10 protein-coding genes and 3 pseudogenes are annotated in these 17,218 nt (G+C 37.0%); 8 read left to right on the top strand and 5 right to left on the bottom strand.

Annotated features, from left to right (window positions below):
* Window positions 1-43: 43 nt before the first annotated feature.
* Both E0H80_RS09695 and E0H80_RS17135 read left to right on the top strand, forming a co-directional pair.
* Entirely contained in the window at window positions 44-1,477 is a 1,434-nt protein-coding gene (locus E0H80_RS09695) for a spinster family MFS transporter (protein ID WP_131365300.1), read from the top strand.
* 376 nt (window positions 1,478-1,853) lie between these two features.
* Window positions 1,854-2,072, top strand: a complete 219-nt coding sequence (locus E0H80_RS17135) for a hypothetical protein (protein WP_131365298.1) — start codon at window positions 1,854-1,856, stop codon at window positions 2,070-2,072.
* 235 nt (window positions 2,073-2,307) lie between these two features.
* Here E0H80_RS17135 and E0H80_RS09685 read toward each other — a convergent pair.
* A pseudogene (locus E0H80_RS09685) lies at window positions 2,308-2,418 on the bottom strand (IS5/IS1182 family transposase); the annotation flags it as partial.
* 475 nt (window positions 2,419-2,893) lie between these two features.
* Between E0H80_RS09685 and E0H80_RS09680 the strand changes: the two are divergent.
* Complete coding sequence (locus E0H80_RS09680; protein ID WP_131365296.1) at window positions 2,894-5,446, top strand: EAL domain-containing protein; 2,553 nt, start codon at window positions 2,894-2,896, stop codon at window positions 5,444-5,446.
* A gap of 36 nt (window positions 5,447-5,482) precedes the next feature.
* Here the strand turns inward: E0H80_RS09680 and E0H80_RS09675 are convergent, their stop codons facing one another.
* The 4 genes from E0H80_RS09675 to E0H80_RS09660 form a co-directional block, all read right to left on the bottom strand.
* Window positions 5,483-7,048, bottom strand: a complete 1,566-nt coding sequence (locus E0H80_RS09675) for a sensor domain-containing diguanylate cyclase (RefSeq protein ID WP_131365294.1) — start codon at window positions 7,046-7,048, stop codon at window positions 5,483-5,485.
* A 354-nt stretch (window positions 7,049-7,402) separates the two neighbouring features.
* Window positions 7,403-9,103, bottom strand: coding sequence for an NAD-dependent malic enzyme (locus E0H80_RS09670; RefSeq protein WP_131365293.1), 1,701 nt, complete (start codon window positions 9,101-9,103; stop codon window positions 7,403-7,405).
* Between the two features lie 325 nt (window positions 9,104-9,428).
* Window positions 9,429-9,929, bottom strand: coding sequence for a Dps family protein (locus tag E0H80_RS09665; RefSeq protein WP_131365291.1), 501 nt, complete (start codon window positions 9,927-9,929; stop codon window positions 9,429-9,431).
* A gap of 1,256 nt (window positions 9,930-11,185) precedes the next feature.
* Window positions 11,186-12,355: a replication initiation protein gene (locus E0H80_RS09660; RefSeq protein ID WP_131365289.1), complete on the bottom strand. Its 1,170-nt coding sequence runs from the start codon at window positions 12,353-12,355 to the stop codon at window positions 11,186-11,188.
* Window positions 12,356-13,259: 904 nt separating this feature from the next.
* Between E0H80_RS09660 and E0H80_RS09655 the strand changes: the two genes are divergently transcribed.
* The 5 genes and pseudogenes from E0H80_RS09655 (at window position 13,260) to E0H80_RS09640 (ending at window position 17,207) form a co-directional block, all read left to right on the top strand.
* A complete protein-coding gene (locus E0H80_RS09655) occupies window positions 13,260-14,045 on the top strand; it encodes a ParA family protein (RefSeq protein ID WP_067869887.1) in 786 nt (261 codons plus the stop codon).
* 18 nt (window positions 14,046-14,063) lie between these two features.
* Window positions 14,064-14,978 carry a ParB/RepB/Spo0J family partition protein gene (locus tag E0H80_RS09650; RefSeq protein ID WP_131365287.1) on the top strand — a complete coding sequence of 305 codons (915 nt, stop codon included), beginning with the start codon at window positions 14,064-14,066 and terminating at the stop codon, window positions 14,976-14,978.
* Window positions 14,979-16,265: 1,287 nt separating this feature from the next.
* Window positions 16,266-16,349: pseudogene (locus tag E0H80_RS16870) on the top strand (type II toxin-antitoxin system RelE/ParE family toxin); the annotation flags it as partial.
* A gap of 8 nt (window positions 16,350-16,357) precedes the next feature.
* A pseudogene (locus tag E0H80_RS09645) lies at window positions 16,358-16,638 on the top strand (addiction module antidote protein).
* A 95-nt stretch (window positions 16,639-16,733) separates the two neighbouring features.
* Complete coding sequence (locus E0H80_RS09640; RefSeq protein WP_131365285.1) at window positions 16,734-17,207, top strand: hypothetical protein; 474 nt, start codon at window positions 16,734-16,736, stop codon at window positions 17,205-17,207.
* Window positions 17,208-17,218: the final 11 nt, after the last annotated feature.

Raw genomic sequence — 17,218 nt, 5'->3', positions numbered from 1 at the left:
TACAAGTATCAAAATATCTCAAACAATCAACATAGGATGTTGCATGATGAATGATAAGTCGATAGAAATAGTTGAAAGGACGCTTGAACCCGAAAATCAAAGTTTTGAGCCTAGCTCTATAGAAACAGTGTCGCCTGTTTCTAAACAGACTCAGCCACCCCAAGAAAGCAGTACCTATCAATGGTATGTGGTGGTGATCTGTATGCTGGCTTACATTCTGTCATTTGTAGACCGTCAAATTTTATCGTTAATGATTGAGCCGATTAAAGCCGACTTAATGATCAGTGATACTCAGTTTAGCCTGTTGCAAGGACTCGCCTTCTCCTTGTTTTATGCCATTATGGGTCTTCCGATTGCCGCGCTCGCTGATCGAAAATCTCGGATTAAAATTATTGCAACCGGTATCGCCTTCTGGAGTCTGGCAACCGCTGCTTGCGGACTCAGTAAAAACTTCATTCAAATGTTTATGGCACGTTTGAGTGTGGGTGCAGGTGAAGCTGCACTTTCCCCAGCATTTTATTCGATTGTTGCCGATTTATTTCCCAAGGAGAAATTGGGCCGTGCACTCGGTGTATATGCGATTGGTGCCTTTATTGGTTCGGGTTTAGCTTTCCTGATTGGTGGCTATGTGATTGGACTGTTAAAAGATATCAGTTTCGTGGCCTTACCGGTGATTGGTGAAGTGAAGACTTGGCAACTCACCTTTATGATTGTGGGCCTACCCGGTGTATTGCTTGCCCTCCTCATGGTTCTGACGGTGCGTGAACCTGCGCGTAAGGGGATGAAAGTTGGTTCTGACGGTCAGGTGGTTAAGGCTTCCTTCAAGAACTCGCTTGGCTTTATCAAGACGCATAAGAAGACTTTCTTCTGTCATTTTATTGGTTTTTCTTTTTATACCATGATGTTGTATTCACTTCTGGGCTGGGCACCTGCTTATTACATGCGTAACTTCGGCCTTGATGCCAGCCAGACCGGTTATATCTTAGGTAGCATCATTTTAGTGGCCAACACTTCGGGTGCCTTGTTCTGTGGCTGGCTGATCGACTTCTTCTCTAAACGTGGATACAGTGATGCTGCTATCCGTGCCGGTGCAATCGGCTGTGCGGCCTTGATTGTTCCAAGTGTATTGTTTACCCAGGTCGACAACATGTATTTATCATTTGCCCTGATCTCTGTGGCTATGTTCTTCTCAACCTTCCCGATTCCGGCCTCTGCAGCCGCAACTCAAATGCTGACACCAAACCAACTACGTGCACAAGTTTCTGCCAAATTCCTGCTTATCTCAAATATGATTGCCCTTGGAATAGGAACCACCGCAGTTGCTTTAATTACTGATAAATACTTTCAAAACAGCGTAATGGTGGGAAATTCTATTTCAATTGTGAATGCAGTGGCTGGAGTTATTGGTTCCTTGTTATTGTATAAGGGCTGTCAATATTACCGTGAGAGTATGAAAGTGGAGCAACTGGCTGAATAAAATGCCGCATCAATGTCAATGAAACTTTCTTAGCCCCAATTTTAATGCCTTAAATATTAAATTTTTAGGGTCTGTTGAGAATTAACAAGAGTCACTTCTCAACAGACCCTGGATCTGGGCTTGTTTAGATTCGTGCAAAAACTACAACCCCCTATAACTCGTTTAAATGCAGCAAATCTAACCGTACTATTCCAAAGGCTTCTTCAGCATTCAGCCCCTTGTTAGGCAAAATATATTTGTAAGCCCAAATAAAAATGTCCGCTTTTAGAATATATGCTTTTGTAATTCTCTAAGTAGACGGTTTGATAAGGGAGTGTCTATCTCTCACAAAAAAACGCAACATCTTGCCGTGCTCTAAGACCTTCGAGATCAAGGTATGACCCAAGAACAGGCTACAGGAACCCTGAATCTTTCAAGCCGTCAAATTTCCCGGTTATTGCAGAAGCTCAACCAAGCGGGTGTTTCAGGTCTGATGCATGCCAGTCATCGTCAATCTGACGATTCAAACTATACTTTTCTCCATGTTTTCATTGGAAAAATTGCAGTGAGGGGGCCAATAGCGAAAATTATTGTAGGTAAATGCTGCCAGTATTAAGTCAATTTTACCCCAGAGTTATCCGCAGAAATTGGGGATAGTTTTTGCCCTGAAAATAGCGAAAACACTGTAAAATGCCTTATTTTGGTTAAAAATTGATCAATATTATTGGCAAAATATTTCAGTTCTGGTTAAAAAATCTGACTTGTTTCAGAGAAAACTTTTTTGAATATTTTTGATCATCTATAAAATTACTGAGCATTTAATATTTAAATGAATAGACGTCTTAAATAACTTATTTTTTACTCAATTCCATGTTGTAAATTCCAGCAATTAAATTGAATCTTAATCCGCGTCTTTTACCTCTATTTCGATAACGCTCTGCAAGTATTTTAAAGATCTTCAGTCCAGCAAAAAAACGCTCCATACCTATTCTTGTTCTATTGATTTCTCAAGTGTATGTTTTAAGCTGGGGATCTAATTTACAGCCTATTTTGCTTTCAGCGGAACTAAACTGTTTGCGTAAATATTATAAATCCCCTGATAGCCTTTATCCGCCAAGCCACGTATGAAAGTGAATATACTCACGAGTTCACTTCAGAAGAAGCAGGTACGCGCAGCCATATAAATGATAATAATTCAGGTGATCGTGGTCGCAGCCGTGATGACAACGATGATGATCGCGGCAGCGTTCGCCTATGATGATTTTTATCACCTATATTGGTCCTTATACGAACATACAGATAATTAGATATGAGTATTATCACAATTTTGGTATATTATTTAACAGAGATGAGTACTCAATATTTGGATTTAATTTAAAGAATTTCAGTTGAGAATCTATCAAATATGAGTAATACAACTCAAGGATGGGATGCTAGATGAGTCAAACAGCGAATTATTTGGATACTCAATCTATTTTTAATCTAATCGGGCAGCATGCTGACTTAACCGTCATCTTTGATACGGTCAGTCAATGGTTAGAAGCACGGATACCAGAGTCAATGGTATCCATTATGTTGTACTCAGAAGCTGAACAAACTTTAAATCTGATTACGGGTAAACAACATTTTTCTGATCGTTATAAAGACGCGATGAAGGAGCTAAAAATAGGACCCAAGGTGGGTGCCTGTGGTGCTGCAGCTTTTTATCGAAAATTAATTATTTGTGAAAATTTAGCTACTCACCCAAACTGGTTTTATTTTTTGCAATTTATGCAGCAAGATCAACTAAATGCCTGTTGGTCGATGCCTATTATTAATGCAAACGGCAAACTCTATGGTACTTTTGGAACTTATTATCCCTCCCCTAAAATCCCGACCAAGATTGACATTAAATTACTTCGTCATGCTGCATCGCTCATTGCCTTAAGTATAGATTTGCATCAAGAACGTCAACATACTCTCGCATTGAATGATAAATATCGTTCTTTCTTTAATTATCATCCTGATACCATTTTTGAACACGATCTAAATGGGATTATTATTGATAATAATCTGGCCTCTAAAGAGTTAACCAAATTTGATCTTGAACAAAGTAAGGGCTTACATTATTCCCAGTTGGTTTGTCCTGAATATCTGGCAATAACCCAAAGTGCTTTTCAGCAAGCTGTCCAAGGCGAAGGGCAACATCTTGAAATACATGCGGTTAATAGTTTAGGGCAGAACTACTGGGTAGATCTGACTTATTTACCTATTAAACAAGCTCAACAGGTGGTTGGCATATTTAGTATCGCACGTGATATTACCAATCGGCGGGAAAGCGAAGAGTTGCTGCATCTTCTTAAACGCAGCGTGGATGCTAATCCTCATGGAATAATATTAACCGGAGCTTCCGGTGATCAGGCTATTGAGTATATTAATCCTGCTTTTGAAAGTCTGACTGGTTATAAAAAAGAAGAAATTATGGGTCAAAATTGTCGTTTTCTGCAAGGTGCCGATACCGATCCTGAAACGCTAAATAAAATTCGAGATGCGATTCGGCATCAGCAAGAAATTCAGGTCACTATCAAAAATTACCGCAAAGATGGCAGCTGGTTTTGGAATCAGCTGGTACTGGCTCCCGTTTTCGATGAACAACAACGTTGCAAGCATTTTATTGGAATTCAGCAAGATATTACTCAGCAACGAGCCAATATAGAATATATAGCGCATCAACAAACCCATGACAGTTTAACCGGGTTAATGAATCATCATGCTTTTGAAAAAGCACTTGAACAGGCTTTTTGCATACAACATGACCGTGCTCAATCTTTGATTATTATGTATGTGGATCTGGACGATTTCCAACCTTTAAATCAAAGCTTGGGTCATGTCGTGGGTGATGAACTGCTGATTGCTGTAGCCAATCGTTTGCGGCATCTTATTCCAGAAGATGATTTAGTCGCTCATTTTTCGGGCGATGAGTTTGCTATCCTGCTGAATAAATGTGAAGACCTAAAACAAGTTATCCTGATTGCCGAAAAAATATTAAAAGGCTTATCTGTGCCTTTTGATATTCAAGGCCATAAAGTCCATATCAGCGCCAGTGTTGGCATTGCAGACGATGACCCTCAGGTAGATAAATCTAAACAATTGCTTCATCAAGCTATTCATGCCATGAGCGAAGCAAAAAAAGAAGGTGGAAATACTTGGCATTGGTATGCGTTTACCTCAATCCTTAGCCCTAAAATTGATTATGTGCTAATGCGTCATGAATTAATGGTCGCGTTAGAGGAAAAACAGTTTAGACTGGTTTATCAACCGATTGTTAATGCCAGTACAGGGCAGCTTGAAAGTGTAGAAGCATTAATTCGTTGGCAGCATCCTGAGAAAGGGCTTATTTCTCCTTTAGACTTTATTCCTTTTGCCGAAAGAACCGGTCAAATTGTAGCGATCGGTCAATGGGTTTTACAGCAGGCTTGTCTGGATATCGTCGCTTGGAATAACAAGCATGGGACTCATCTCAATGTAGCAGTCAATCTTTCCCCCTTACAATTTAGACGCACAGGTTTTTTACAAGAACTCCAGCAAACGCTCGCAGAAACCCAGTTACCAGCGAGTTTGCTAAAAGTTGAAGTTACTGAAACCATGCTAATTGCAGGTGCTGATCGCTCATTAGAAATTTTGAAAACAGTCCGAGAACTGGGGGTAAGAGTTTCAGTGGATGACTTTGGAACAGGATACTCCAGTCTGAGTTATCTACGAACTTTACCTATTGATGAGATAAAACTTGATCGTAGTTTTATTGAACATTTACCTGAAAACGATAAGGATGGGGCTATTGTTGCGGCAATTATTGTCATGGCCCATAAACTAGGGTTACAAGTGATTGCTGAAGGCATAGAAACGCCAGCTCAAGCTCAGTTTCTCAGAGAATATCAATGTGACCATTTTCAAGGCTACTATTTTGCTAAACCGGCCCCCCTTACTGAGCTCCGGCTAAGTTATGAATAACTTGAATTATGCTGAAAATAAATACAGTGCCACGCTCTAATAACAAATACGGTTCCGGCCACTATTTTTAGCTTGATAAAGCTTATTATCCGCCATTTTAAAAACCTCGTTCACATCATGTGAGTGTTTAGGCCAGAATGCAATTCCAATAGATAGCGTAATGGGACCGACAGAATTGATATTGCTTGATTCCATGGTTTTTCTTAAGCGCTCAGCCGCATTATAGGCCACATTAGGATCGGAAGTCGTCATTAATACAATGAACTCTTCTCCACCAAAACGACAACAAATATCTTCATCCCTGAAATTACTTTTCATAAAACTTGCCAGTGTCTTTAAAATCTCATCTCCCTGAGCATGACCATAGCGATCATTGACGTTTTTAAAAAAATCAATATCAATTGCAAGAACGGCAAAAGATCTTTTTACATTGACCAACTCTTTTAAGAAAATATTCATACCGCGTCGATTATATAAACCCGTCAGTGGATCCGTATTTACATGTTGACGCAATTCATTAATCTTTTCACTGAATGTGTGTGAACTGAGCAGCAAAGATGTTCTAAACTTTAATACTTCAAAATACCAAGGATCAACTTGTCTGATTCTGTCTTGAATATCAGGCTGATTAAGCATGCTGGCCATTTTAGCCAAACTGTTTAGAGGTGAAGAAATAAAACGCGACAATTTCCAGACAATAAAAAATATAAAAAAATAAAAAATAAAAATTCCGACTGAAACTTTCAAAAGAATAAGATTGGCCTGTTTTAACAATTCTTCTGTCGGCTGTTGCGACACTACAATCCAATTTACACTCGGAATGTAGGCAAAACCGGCCAGATTTGCGACCCCACGACTATTGATTAACCGGATATTCCCCATCCGTTTACGCACCATATAGTCCAGACCATTATTATGAATAATTTCTTCCCCAATTCGGGTGGGGTCAGGATGAAAAATTATTCGATTATTTTCATCAATAACATACATATAACTTTTTTTAAAGTCATACTCAGTGGACAGTATTTTCTGAATCAGATTATTTTTTTGTAAATAAATCGTGCCGCCAATCATGCCCTGATAATTTTTATTTTGGTCATAAATAGGTTGAGATAGAATTACAACCAGATTATGTTTAACTGACCAATAAGGAGGAGAAATATAAGTCGCTTTATGCTTTAGCGATTCAGTAATACCCACGGTGTCATATGAAATATGGGTACTCAAATGCAAGCTCTGTGGTTCAAAAGAGACGACTCTCCTTTGCTTGTCAACAATTAACAGACTATTAAATTTATTGGATTGATTTTTAAGCCGCTTGGCTTCTTCTTGAGTTAATTGGCGATTAGAAAAATCCTGTCCCAACAAATTAGCGCTATATTTTAGTTCTCTCAGCATATCATCGAAATGCTCACCTGCACTGATGGCAACCTTTGAGGCATATTTTTCATTGACTGAAAGCGAGTTCTGAATCAGTTGCTCTTTTATTACATAATTGAGAATAAATATAGAAACAATAAATAAGCACGAAACACTGACAATAGTCGAAATCAGGATCAGTTTACGCAGATTTAATTTAAGGGCTAGGAGAATCTGTTTCAAAAACTCAATCTCTCATTATTGTGTCCATGTTTACACTTTATAACATATTTGCAAAATTAGTTAACAAATTCATTTGTAATAAACTGGATTATTTATGTTTTTAATCACAAAAAGATTAAACTATTCATTAAGATATTTAAACAGAGCATGATTGATCTGCTTTAAATGTTTAAACCTTAATCCTTCATTTCAATGCAATTTACATATCACGATATTTGCATTCCCCTCTTATTTCACCTTCAATCCTCAACTCAATGAATTACGCTCTGTTTAGAAAACCGAGCTATTTTTATAACTCGGTTTAATGTTAAAAACGATCTATGTAGAGTAATCTAAAGCTTTACTTCCATCAAATCAGAATGTCACCCGCTTATAAGTACGGTAGCTAGGCTTCCAGAAATTCGCCTCGATTGCTTGAGTTAACAACTCATCAGAAATTACAGGTGCCACACCATCGTCCATCGCTGCCTTAGCCACTTTGAACGCAATAATTTTAGAAACCTGTTGTATTTCATTCAAATCAGGCAATAAATCTGCTTCTGGATTGTGTAACATCGGTGAGCATGCTGCCAAGGTATTACTCGATGCGATCAACATAGCGTCGGTTATTCGAGTTGCGCCTGAAGCAATTACTCCCAAACCAATGCCAGGAAAAATATAAGAGTTATTACATTGCGAGATGTTGTAAATCTTGCCCTGATAATTTACAGGCGCAAATGGACTGCCGGTCGCAATGAGTGCCCTGCCTTCGGTCCATTGCAAAATATCTGCTGGCACGGCTTCAACTTGTGAAGTCGGATTCGATAAGGGCAACACAATCGGACGTTCACAATTGGCAGCGAGCGTCTTAATGATCTCTTCAGTAAATAAACCCGATTGACCCGATACACCGATCAACACTGTTGGTTTGGCATTTTGAACCACATCCAATAAAGAAATGATCTCATCAGCATTACCCCAATGTGCCAAATTTTCAGGTTTTTGCGCCAGCCTACGTTGGAAATCAAGTAAATTCGGCTGATTTTCAGTGATCAAGCCGAAACGGTCAACCATATAAACCCGAGTACGCGCCTGTGCATCGGTTAAGCCTTCTGTTACCATTTGCGCCACGATTTGTTCCGCAATTCCACAACCAGCTGATCCTGCCCCCAAGAAAGCAATGGTCTGATCTTTCAGTTGTTTTCCTGCGGCATGCGACGCTGCAATCAAGCTGCCTACAGACACGGCAGCCGTACCTTGAATGTCATCATTAAAACAACAGATTTGATCACGATATTTACTTAACAAAGGCATGGCATTTTTTTGGGCAAAATCTTCAAACTGAATCAGGGCTTTTGGCCAGCGACGCTGTATGGCTGCAATCACCTGGTCGACAAATTTATAATATTCATCGCCACTGATACGCGGTTGCTTCCAGCCCATATAAATAGGGTCATTCAGTAACTGCTGATTATTGGTTCCGACATCTAAAGTAATCGGCAAGGTATATGCGGGGCTTATTCCTCCACAAGCGGTATATAAAGACAATTTTCCAATCGGAATGCCCATTCCGCCAATACCTTGGTCACCCAAACCTAAAATGCGTTCACCGTCAGTAATCACAATGACTTTGACATTCTTTTTATGCACATTCTGTAAAATGTCGTCAATATGTGCGCGATCCGGATAAGAGATAAAAATCCCGCGATGGCGGCGATAAATATCAGAAAAACGCTGACACGCTTCCCCTACTGTAGGTGTATAAATAATCGGCATCATTTCACTTAAGTGATGTTCAATTAAGTGATAAAACAGGGTTTCATTGGTGTCTTGAATATTACGCAGATAAATGTGCTTATTAATATCATCATTAAAAGCACAATACTGTTGATAGGAACGCTGGCTCTGCTCCTCAATACTTTCAATTACATGGGGAATGAGGCCATACAAATTAAAGTGACTACGTTCTTGTTCAGTAAATGCAGAACCTTTGTTTAACAAAGGCAGTTCTAACAGGGTATTACCCGCATAAGGAATATATAAAGGGTGTTTTTGAGCCAAATTCGCAGTTGTCATTTCCAATCTCATTTTCACGTATTGTCGATGGGATGCAAAATAACCCATCCCATCTGACCAACGTCTAGCTTAGCTCTATTTGCTGACGATTTGATATTTATAAGCGTGATAGCAATTCACAAGTGATTTTATCAGTGAATAAAAATAGGGCGTAAATAAGCTTAAGTGGATAAACCTAACTCATTTGCCCGATGTGTGAGACTAAACTGCCCTCTTCCTATCCATCTCGACTATGAGATAACAATAAACGCTAAACATTTTTATTAAAGTAGACATTAGCTGTCTGCTCATAGTTATAAATAATGGGCAGACTGACGCTAAGTTTCTACTCTTCTAAAAGACTTCTGAGCATCCAAGCTGTCTTTTCATGCACATCAAGTCGCTGCGTTAACATGTCTGCAGTCGGCTGATCATTTGCTTTTTCCACATTTGAAAAAATTCCTCTGGCGGTGCGTGCGACAGTTTCATGTGCATTGACGAGAAGCTTGACCATTTCTGGGGCTCTTGGTACACCCTCGACTTCTTTAATTGCCGTTAAAGATGCAAATTCTTTATAGGTGCCTGGAGCAGGAAATCCTAATGCACGAATTCTCTCCGCAATAACATCTAATGCATTCCATTGTTCAGTATATTGCGTCATAAACATGGTGTGTAGACTGTTAAACTGAGGACCTGTCACATTCCAATGAAAATTATGTGTCATTAGATATAAGGTATAACTATCTGCGAGTAAGCGTGAAAGATCTTTGACAATTTGCGCACGATTCTCTTTAGAGATTCCAATATCTATCTCGCTTAGATTCACTTCTTGCTTAATGTTTCCCATTTTATAACTCCTTATCAAGTTTTAACTTACATTTTTCCAGACTTAGGACAGCGATTCTTAGATCTCAATCTTTCTACCCAAATAAAGGCCTGCAGATAAAATTCTCAATCTCTTTGATAAAGTCTAGCCACTGTCTCTACATCCGTCCTCTTATTAGATAAATCGATTCGACTTTCAACACCGATGAAAAAATTTGGCCGGTATACCTACCATACCCTTTGCGTTCTGGCTTTTATAGATGAGCATTGTTTTAATACTGACAAATCATCGCTAAGATGATTTTTGTTGTTTTGCTTTTAAATAATTTTTTACGAACTTAATTGATTAAGGTTCAATATTTTCTCCAACCTTAATCTTAAGAAAGCTGCTCTTTTCACTTAGTCTATAAAATTTTTTAGAAAAAATATGGTCCTTTATTTGGAGATTGAGCAAAAGATAAAGATCCAATTGTTTTGATGGAACCAGTCATTAAGAAATGGCAAGCCTTTTAGTCACAGGTTGAGTGCTAACCAAAAAACCCAAGTGAACCTGATTGAAAGCGTGGCTTTTCTAATTGAAGATATTCTTAAGGGAAATGGGATAACTAATCCCAAGAAGATGATTGGCAAATGCATGCTGAAGGGATAGATGGCCCGTGACTGGACAAAACCCACTTTCTTCTGCAGAAACAGTACTATTACTTTAAGCTATTATAAGAGTAATTATTCATGGCTGTAGCTACCCTTCTGGATATGCCCCGCGTCCTTGGGATTAAAAAATTAACAGCTTATTAAAAATAATAATGCCATTTTCGAGCTCTTTTTATGCTTAATTATATTTTTAAGCCAGGCTGATACAGTAAAAATTAAAAAAACATCCTTAGGCTATTTACTAACTAAAAAACAGCATTCCTGTTAATTTATTCGCTATAAGGCATATGACCAGTATCTTTAATTCAACCATTCAACTCACGAAAACTGACCTCTTCCAGCGGCATCAATTCATTGTCAAAATTAACCAATTACGCCAAAATTTATTTGCTTCTCATTATACCGTGTAAAGTATGGACAATATTCCAAAGTGATTTATGTCGCTATGCTAATGCTCTCTGGGTCATTTCAACTACCTACACTTATTTTAATCCTGAAGTAGTGTAGCTATGAATAGCCTTTTTCACCCGCTGGCCTGATACGTCGTTTCAATTCCGGTGATTGGATATGTAACCGAACTTGAGTGGGATCGTTTGATCAACAATGTGTAGTAAGTTGCTACACAGGTTAAATAATCTCCTTGCCGAAAATTTCATTCAGACGTCCGCGATTTCCTTGAACAAAGTGAGGATCATTTTTTAGCTTGTATTTCATCTCTTTTTTAAAATCATTCATGGATACGCCGGCCACCGCAAACTCCATCTGAAACATGATATCGTTCACAATCAGGTTAGCTTGAGAATCGGTTAAACAGCCTTCAGCCTTAAACCACTTGCTGAACTGTTTATAATTCGGATCATTGGCGTGAATATACCAAGATCGAACCGTCATATCGAATTTTGCACCCAGCTCTTTCACGATGGCATTATCATCAAAATCCACATCTAAATAGATTTGAGTATTTTCATTGCTTTGAGCAATAACCGCCTCAATATGTCTACTGGTAATTTTAAACCGGACACCCACAATAGGTCGTCCTTTCTTAATGGTGTCATATTCCAGCTTCAGACTGGTTCTATCATTAATTTCTTCAACAATTTTATCCAATACATACCGTCTGAAATCAACCCAACGATCATATTTTTTCTCGCCGATATCGGTTAGTGCTTTAATATTTTCCAGTGACAGTTCAACTTCGTATGAATCCTGATTGGCATACTTGAATTCATTTTTAATAAAGTAGGAATACAGACTCATACTGGTCACCGAGTCTAAAGCAAATAAATCTTTTAATTGATAGGTGGTGAAATTTCCACTTGCCAGACGGGTAAAGTAAGGCAGCACTTCACTGGTAAAGCGAATCTGTAATGCATTTTTGGCATCATCTTCCCAACGCAGTTCTCGAATAATAGGCACCACAGAATGTACTTTTTTTACTTTCCGTTTGCTGTCATCCAAAGGTTCCTCAATAACAAAATGGGCAACCCGGGAGGACAGCTCTTTATAGATCCGGTCTATTGCGACATTGATTGAATTTTTTTTATCTAAACCCAGTAACTCACCTAAATCATCTTTATGTAAATAAATATAGGTTTGCTCGGTAATTTCTCGATCCTGATTATTTTTCTCACCGTAATTCGCAACAGCCATCGCATAAAGCAATGCCTTGTACTCATTGGATGACAGTTCAATCGGTCGTATCAGGCGGTTGCTGGTACTGACCACGCCATTATGACGAATATTCCCAATACAATAAGGTAAATATTCTATTTCTTCTTTTTCGTTCAGCTTATTCATAAGTGGAAAATAAAAGTACTTTTCTATATGTTATACACAAAAGTGGAAGCCTATGCAAATTATCCACCCTTTTGATTCGACCCTATTCAGAAATGAACAACAAATAATTTAAGCAAAGCCTAAGAGTGGAAGCCATGTCACTTTGTTTTGCTATTTAAAACACTTTTTAAACTTAAAGTGGAAAATAAAACAAAATATGCACTTTTTAGTGACAAAGCTTCCACTTTTAGTATTTTTCGCTCAATTTGAAAGTGGATGAAAAGCCAAAAAGTGTGCCAAACCACTGGTTAAAGTGGAAAGAATAATTAAAAATGCACCCTAATAGTGACAAACCTTCCACTTTTAGCAGACTCTGAAATAAAAACCGACACTATCCTTGATGAAATTACGAACAAACAGGTTATCCACAGAATAAAAATATTAAAATGACAAGTCTTCCACCTTTAAAGCCAAATAAACTCACTTATCAACAGATTAACAACTTGTTTTTAAAAAAAATTATAGTTTAAATTCATGTTTTATTTAAACACGGTGACAAGCCTTCCACCATAATGACAAGTCTTCCACTTTTCAGTGACAGGTCTTCCACCTTTTAGTGACAAGTCTTCCACCTTTCAGTGACAAGTCTTCCACCTTTCAGTGACAAAGCTTCCACTTTTCAGTGACAAAGCTTCCACTTTTAAAATCATAAAATATTGATTTATAAAGATAAAAAAGTGCTCTAATTATAATTAACTAATTATATAAATTAATACTAATTATAATTAGCTAGCTATATTGAATAAAAAAAAGAATCTGTTTGTTTTTTATTCAAGTTCAGATTATAACTTCAACGTAGCATAAAGAAGGTGTAGCAACTTGCTACAAAGTTCTTTATATTACAATAACTCAAGCGAGGTCTATTATGACAAGTAAGTCGACTAAAATCATTGCTGTGGCAAATCATAAAGGTGGTTGTGGAAAGACAACCACTGTCGTTCATCTGGCATCAGAGCTGGCAGACTTGGGCAATAAAGTATTGGTGATTGATTTAGATCCCCAAGCGAACGCAAGTCTCCATATCGGATCAAGACATCCAAGTGAAGTTGAAACCACGTCTGCTGAATTACTGGTGGGTGATTTAAGTCTATTGTCTGAAGCTTTAGAAGAAGAAACCAATTTTAAAAATGTTTCTTTAATTTATGGTTCACTTACTTTAGGTAAAACTGAAGACCTACTTAAAGATGATTCTCCAAGACCGTCTGAAGAACTGGCAAACAAATTGGAATTGTTAAAAGGATTATATGATTACATCCTGATAGACTGTCCTCCAAGTCTAAAACTTCTGACCAGTAATGCATTGGCTGCCTCTACACATGTCATGGTACCGATTGAATCAGGTTCACAATATGGCTTATATGGTGTCACCGATTTAATTAACCATTTAACTAAAATAAGACGGGTCAATCCTGAGTTAAAACTTTTAGGCGCTTTATTAATTAAACATGATGAACGTCAAAATGTTTGTAAACTTATCCGGGATGAAGCATTAAGCCAGGTCGGCGAGTTGCTCAAAACAACAATTCCGATGAGTACCAAAGTGAATCAAGCCGCAATTTTGCAACAACCCTTATTGGCGGTAGATAAAAATGCTAAAGTTCGTAAAGCTTTTCAAGAATTAGCGAAAGAAATTATCAATCGTGTTGAATAAAAGCACTCTGAGAATATTATGGTAAGTACAAAAGAGCTATTGGCACAACGTCTTCAGCAAAATACTCAAAAGCATCAACAAGCTCAAAAAGAACATGTTAATGATGTAAAAGAACTACGTCGAAATGTACAAATTACAGATATTCAGCCTAGTCCTAATCAGCCGCGAAAAATGTTTAATCAACAAGATATTGAAGATTTGGCTGCCTCGATTGACGAAATCGGTTTATTACAGCCAATTGCAGTTCGACGAGTACAGGATAAATATGAGTTGATCGCGGGTGAACGACGCTTAAAAGCACATCAGGTTCTCAATAAAAACACCATTGAAGTGATCGTTATAGATGCATCAGATGAAGAAGTTGCACTGTTAACTTTAGCGGAAAATTTAAAACGAGAAGACTTAACTGATTATGAAATCTATGTCGGCTTAAGCTCTTTGAATGAAAAATTGAAAAAGAATAAGCAAAAACTGGCAAAGTCCTTAGGTATGAACCGTGAGGATATGTATAAATATTTATCTTTCGAAAAATTACCTGAAGAACTAATTGCAGATTTAGAGCAACAACCGACCTTGTTGGCACGCACTGCAGCCACAGCTGTAAAAAAGTTTTTATCTGACTATGAAAGTAATTACGGTAATGCTAAAAAAGCTTTGTTAGAAGCTTGGGCGAAACTACTGAAGAAAGAAGTAGAACAAACCAAATTGGCCTTATTGGCTGAAAAAATTCTAAAGTCAACAGAAACCAAAGAGCCGATTAAAACCTCAATCGTGCATAAAATTGAATATGATGGAAAGGTCGCAGGTAATATCAAATTTGATCACAATACCTTAAAAGTGTCGTTAAAAATGAGTGAATTTGATGATCAAAACTTACAAGAACTGGAAAGTCTGCTGAAAAAAATATTGATCCAAGCTAAAAAACAAGTGTAGCAAATTGCTACACTTGTTTTTTAGCTAAAACCCGCAGGGTAATTTCGAGGATAGCAATTGAAGCACACTATAATCTAAAAATATTATCGCTAGAAAAAATCGCTGCTTCTATAATTTTTAGTCTACTTTGATCATTTAGGTATGCCACCAAATTTAAAATTTTTTATTGTGACTCAAGATAGATAAGAAGGTGAGTAAAATAAAAAGTTGTGTATAAGTGGGCTAGATATTGCTGCAGTTATCTCCCGAGAGACCAATTTCCATAACTTACACATAAAAGTTTAAAATATAGAACAATACGTTAAAGCGCAAATGAAGGGAAAATACTGGGCTGATAAATATCAGCATTATTCTTGTGAAGAAAAATAAATAAATAAATAGACGCTGAAATATCTGTGAAGAAAAAAGTGAGAACAAAAAACAGAAGTTGACTACTTAGAAGAATTTCTAATGTTGTCTATTTTAGGTTCAAGTTTAGTACTACATTCGCTAAAGCTATTTCATTTTAAGAGCGCCCTTTTAAACGACGAACATTATAAAATGCAAAATTGACTCGCTTAGCTTTGAGACTTTTTAAAACCCTTAACTTATTGAACTACCTTCATTGAGATACATTCATTTCATACTAAAATTTTAGCTTTTGCACTGTATTCATTCAATTCATTCGCTTCTTAAACAACCTGGTAATTTAAGATTAAAACCCAAACGTTTTTCATCCTAGATATTTCCTCGGGCATACGTAGGTTGAGTGTGGGTACAGCTCTCATCAGTTAGCATACAGAAGAAATAATCCCTAAATTTTGATTGGTTTATTTCTGTGAAATATTTCAACTTGAATATTATAAAAAAGAATAGGGATGAACTAAAAGATCCAATAAGTAATGGCAAAAAATTGAGAAATGATAAATCTATTTACATCATCTGAATTTACTAGATCCGTCAGTACTCAATCTAGAAGCTCGAGTAATAAATGGGGTATATAACAATTGCAGCTAACTTCTAAGCCAGATTTAATCGTGATTAAAAATGTCATGACATATTCAGCTATTCAGTTCATATTAAATAGCCTAAGTATTAATCAATTTCACTTAAACGAACTACAAATTGCGTTTCATCCATAAAGTTAAATCAATAGCATAGAAAAACTTTACACAGAGAGGAGGATAGGATCTTTATCTTACTATTCTAATTTCTGTAAAGTTTAGGGGACTTGGTAATCTTTGCCATCTCCTACAAAGTTAAACCTAACTCGATATGCAAAAACTGGCCCTGTTGCAAATAGTGCAAGTTATCCTCTTAGCTGGCGGAGGTAAGTTTACACAAAGTAAAGACATAAAACTCGCCCTTCAATTCGCACAAGATTTAGAATAGGAGTTTAAATGGCTATTAAACTTCGTAAATGGGATAGTGCTGAAGATCTTAAAACAGAAGAAGATATGCAAGCTTAGCTACAAGCTTGTATCGAAGAATCTAATGGTGATCAGCATTTATTGCAAAAGCTTTAGGAAATATCGCTAAAGCTAAAGGAATGACACAATTAGCAAAAGACACAGGTTTAGGGGGGGAAAGTCTTTATAAAGCACTTTCAGGTGATGTAAACCCAAGCTTTGATAGAGCTATTAAAGTGGTTGAAGCATTAAATTTACGTTTAGCAATTTAATAAAAATCAGAGAAAAAGGGAGCCCTAAGCTCCCTTTTTTTTTAATTTCGTATAAGCTGTATTATGTTAATTTTAGGAAAAGTGAATAATAAGAAATGAATGATGCAGAAAAATTTCAATTAAAAGTAGAGTTAGCATTAAACTTAAAATCAACTAATGACATTCAAAACTGGGCTGTAAATAGATTAGATAAAAGTCCAACTGATTTATTAGCTTTGGAAATTTGTTTTTTCTCTAAAGATAAAGAAATATTAGATTATTTTAATGACATGAATATTGAACAGAGTAATATAGAGCCTACTGTTAAGAAGAAAATCTTTTGTGACGCATTAAAAAGATATGTTGAGAGACCTCTATCTATCGAAGATTCAAAAGAACTAATTTCTAATCTATTTGTAATATTGCTAGAAATTTCTAGATACACTGAAGATGAAGATTTATATGACTTCATAGTTCACTATGACGATGAATTTGATTTGGCTTTAGGCGGTATTTCTAAATTAGCACCCGAAGATGTATGGCCTACATTCATTAATGATCTTGAGAATTGGCTTTCATCAAATTCCTAGTCTATTTAACA

The sequence above is a fragment of the Acinetobacter sp. ANC 4779 genome (genome assembly GCF_004331055.1).
Lineage (GTDB): Bacteria > Pseudomonadota > Gammaproteobacteria > Pseudomonadales > Moraxellaceae > Acinetobacter.
Note: the sequence above shows the minus strand (reverse complement) of the source record. Positions and strands in the feature narration are given on the sequence as shown.

Excerpts from the sequence above, each read along its gene's own strand:
- E0H80_RS09695 (WP_131365300.1), top strand. The coding sequence starts at position 44 with ATGATGAATGATAAGTCGATAGAAATAGTTGAAAGGACGCTTGAACCC.
- E0H80_RS17135 (WP_131365298.1), top strand. The coding sequence starts at position 1,854 with ATGACCCAAGAACAGGCTACAGGAACCCTGAATCTTTCAAGCCGTCAA.
- E0H80_RS09680 (WP_131365296.1), top strand. The coding sequence starts at position 2,894 with ATGAGTCAAACAGCGAATTATTTGGATACTCAATCTATTTTTAATCTA.
- E0H80_RS09670 (WP_131365293.1), bottom strand. The coding sequence starts at position 9,103 with ATGACAACTGCGAATTTGGCTCAAAAACACCCTTTATATATTCCTTAT.
- E0H80_RS09665 (WP_131365291.1), bottom strand. The coding sequence starts at position 9,929 with ATGGGAAACATTAAGCAAGAAGTGAATCTAAGCGAGATAGATATTGGA.
- E0H80_RS09660 (WP_131365289.1), bottom strand. The coding sequence starts at position 12,355 with ATGAATAAGCTGAACGAAAAAGAAGAAATAGAATATTTACCTTATTGT.
- E0H80_RS09655 (WP_067869887.1), top strand. The coding sequence starts at position 13,260 with ATGACAAGTAAGTCGACTAAAATCATTGCTGTGGCAAATCATAAAGGT.
- E0H80_RS09650 (WP_131365287.1), top strand. The coding sequence starts at position 14,064 with ATGGTAAGTACAAAAGAGCTATTGGCACAACGTCTTCAGCAAAATACT.
- E0H80_RS09640 (WP_131365285.1), top strand. The coding sequence starts at position 16,734 with ATGAATGATGCAGAAAAATTTCAATTAAAAGTAGAGTTAGCATTAAAC.